The organism is Microvirga sp. P4_G7, from assembly GCF_056401005.1.
Window position 1 is genome coordinate 1 of the sequence record NZ_JBFUKD010000620.1, and the last position, 2,196, is coordinate 2,196.

The 2,196-nt window shown below is 63.1% G+C and carries 1 protein-coding gene and 1 tRNA gene; both read left to right on the forward strand.

Annotated features, from left to right (window positions below):
• A partial coding sequence (recJ, locus tag AC1DT3_RS18720; protein WP_477466728.1) for a single-stranded-DNA-specific exonuclease RecJ occupies positions 1 to 1,726 on the forward strand: 1,726 nt, incomplete at its 5' end.
• A gap of 72 nt (positions 1,727 to 1,798) precedes the next feature.
• Positions 1,799 to 1,874: transfer RNA gene (locus tag AC1DT3_RS18725), tRNA-Glu, on the forward strand.
• Positions 1,875 to 2,196 lie beyond the last annotated feature (322 nt).

Sequence of the window (2,196 nt, forward strand, 5' to 3'; positions counted from 1 at the left end):
ATGTGACCCGGCGCAGAGCACGATCGCGCTGGCGATCGCGCAGACACATGGTCTGCCCGATATCCTGGCGCGGGTCCTTGCTGGCCGCGGTGTCAATGTCGGCGACGCGGAAAGCTTCCTCAATCCACGCCTGCGCGACCTGATGCCGGACCCGTATCGACTGACCGATATGGAAGTCGCCGCCGAGCGCCTGGCCGACGCCATCGTCGCGAAAAAGACCATTGCGATTTTCGGCGAYTACGATGTCGACGGAGCATGCAGCGCGGCCCTGATGGCGGAATACCTGCGCGCCTGCGGCGTACCCTACCTGATCCACATTCCCGATCGGATCACGGAGGGTTACGGCCCGAACATCGATGCGATCCGGGTGATGCGGGAGCAAGGCGCCCATGTCCTGATCACGGTCGATTGCGGCACGGCCAGCATCGATACGCTGGGGGAGGCGCAAGCTCTAGGGCTCGATGTTCTCGTGGTCGACCACCATCAGGCGCCCGAGGACCTGCCGCGTGTCTCTGCGATCGTCAATCCCAACCGGCAGGACGACCTTTCCGGCCTCGGTTACCTATGTGCCGCCGGCGTCGTGTTTCTCACGCTCGTCGCAGTGAACCGCGTATTGCGGGGGCGCGGATTCTTCAGCGGGCCGGAACCCGATTTGTTCGCGAGCCTCGATCTCGTTGGGTTGGCGACGGTGGCTGACGTCGTGCCACTGGTTGGCCTGAACCGCGCCTTCGTGCGGCAAGGACTTGCGATCATGCGGCGGCGCAGCCGCATCGGCCTTGCCGCGCTTCTCGACGTCGCCGGTCTCGCCGGCGCGCCCGAAAGCTGGCATCTCGGCTACCTCATCGGTCCTCGCATCAATGCAGGCGGCCGCATCGGAGACGCGGCGCTCGGTGCGAAGCTTCTCCTGACAGAGGACCCAGTCGCGGCTGGGCGTCTCGCGGCCGAACTCGATCAACTGAACCGGGACCGTCAGGTCATCGAGCAGGTCGCGATCGCGGAGGCTGAGGCGCAGGCACTGCTGATGCTTCACGGAGAGCCGGACCTTTCGCTGATCGTGGCGTCCTCACCTGAGTGGCACCCCGGAATCGTCGGGCTGATTGCAGCGCGGACGAAGGAAAAGACCAATCGCCCCTCATTCGCTTTTACGGTGGGCGCGGGTGGAAACGCCACGGGTTCCGGACGCTCCATACCCGGAGTCGATCTGGGTCGAGCGGTCCGCGCCGCCGTCGAGGAGGGAATCGCCATCAAGGGGGGCGGACATGCCATGGCGGCGGGGGTGACCATCCGAGCGACGGATATCGAGCGCTTCAAGCGCTTCATGACGGACAGATTGCGTGACACGGTTCTGACGGCCCGCTTGTCGGATTATTTCGCCGTTGATTCGACTCTCACTGCGGGGGCGGCCAAGCCCGATCTGGTGAGTGCTGTCGAACGCGCCGGGCCCTTCGGTTCAGGCCAGCCTGAACCCGTCTTCGCCTTCGCCCACCACCGTCTCATCGAAGCGCGCGAAGTCGGCAGCGGGGGCCACATACGCGTGAAGTTGCGTGGCGGCGACGGTTCGACCATTGGCGGCATCGCATTTCGCGCCGCAGGACAACCGCTTGGCCAAGCTCTCGTCAATGCGGTTGGTACGCCGATTCACGCTGCCGGAACCCTGACGATCGATCGCTGGGGCGGGGGCGAAAAAGTGGAACTTCGTATCATCGATACAGCCAAGCCAGAATAACGCAACGAAGCGCTTGCCGGGCTGCGCGAACCCATCTATATGTCCGCCCGTTCCGGCAGCAATGCTGCCCCGGCGCCCTTCGTCTAGCGGTCTAGGACGTTGCCCTTTCACGGCAAAAACACGGGTTCGAGTCCCGTAGGGCGCGCCATTATTCGCACCGCGATAAAACCTCCGCAAAAACAAATACTTGAAAGCACAGCTAGCGGACGTGTACCCCAAAATCTGGGTTGGGATGTACCCCACTCACATTCGTAGACATTGGAACTAAGCTCTCCAGGTGGATGCCGCGTGATTTGCTGTCCTAGACCCCGACCCCTAAGACGCAGGAACACGCAGAATTACAGGAGGTGCAGGTTGGTAGTCCCCGTTAATGCTAGTCTTACGCTGCCTCCGGCTTTTCATTGAAGCCACGAGCGAGGTCCGTCGCCAACATGCTCTTCGCCTCCTGTCGTTTGCGCCCGGAAGCGGAG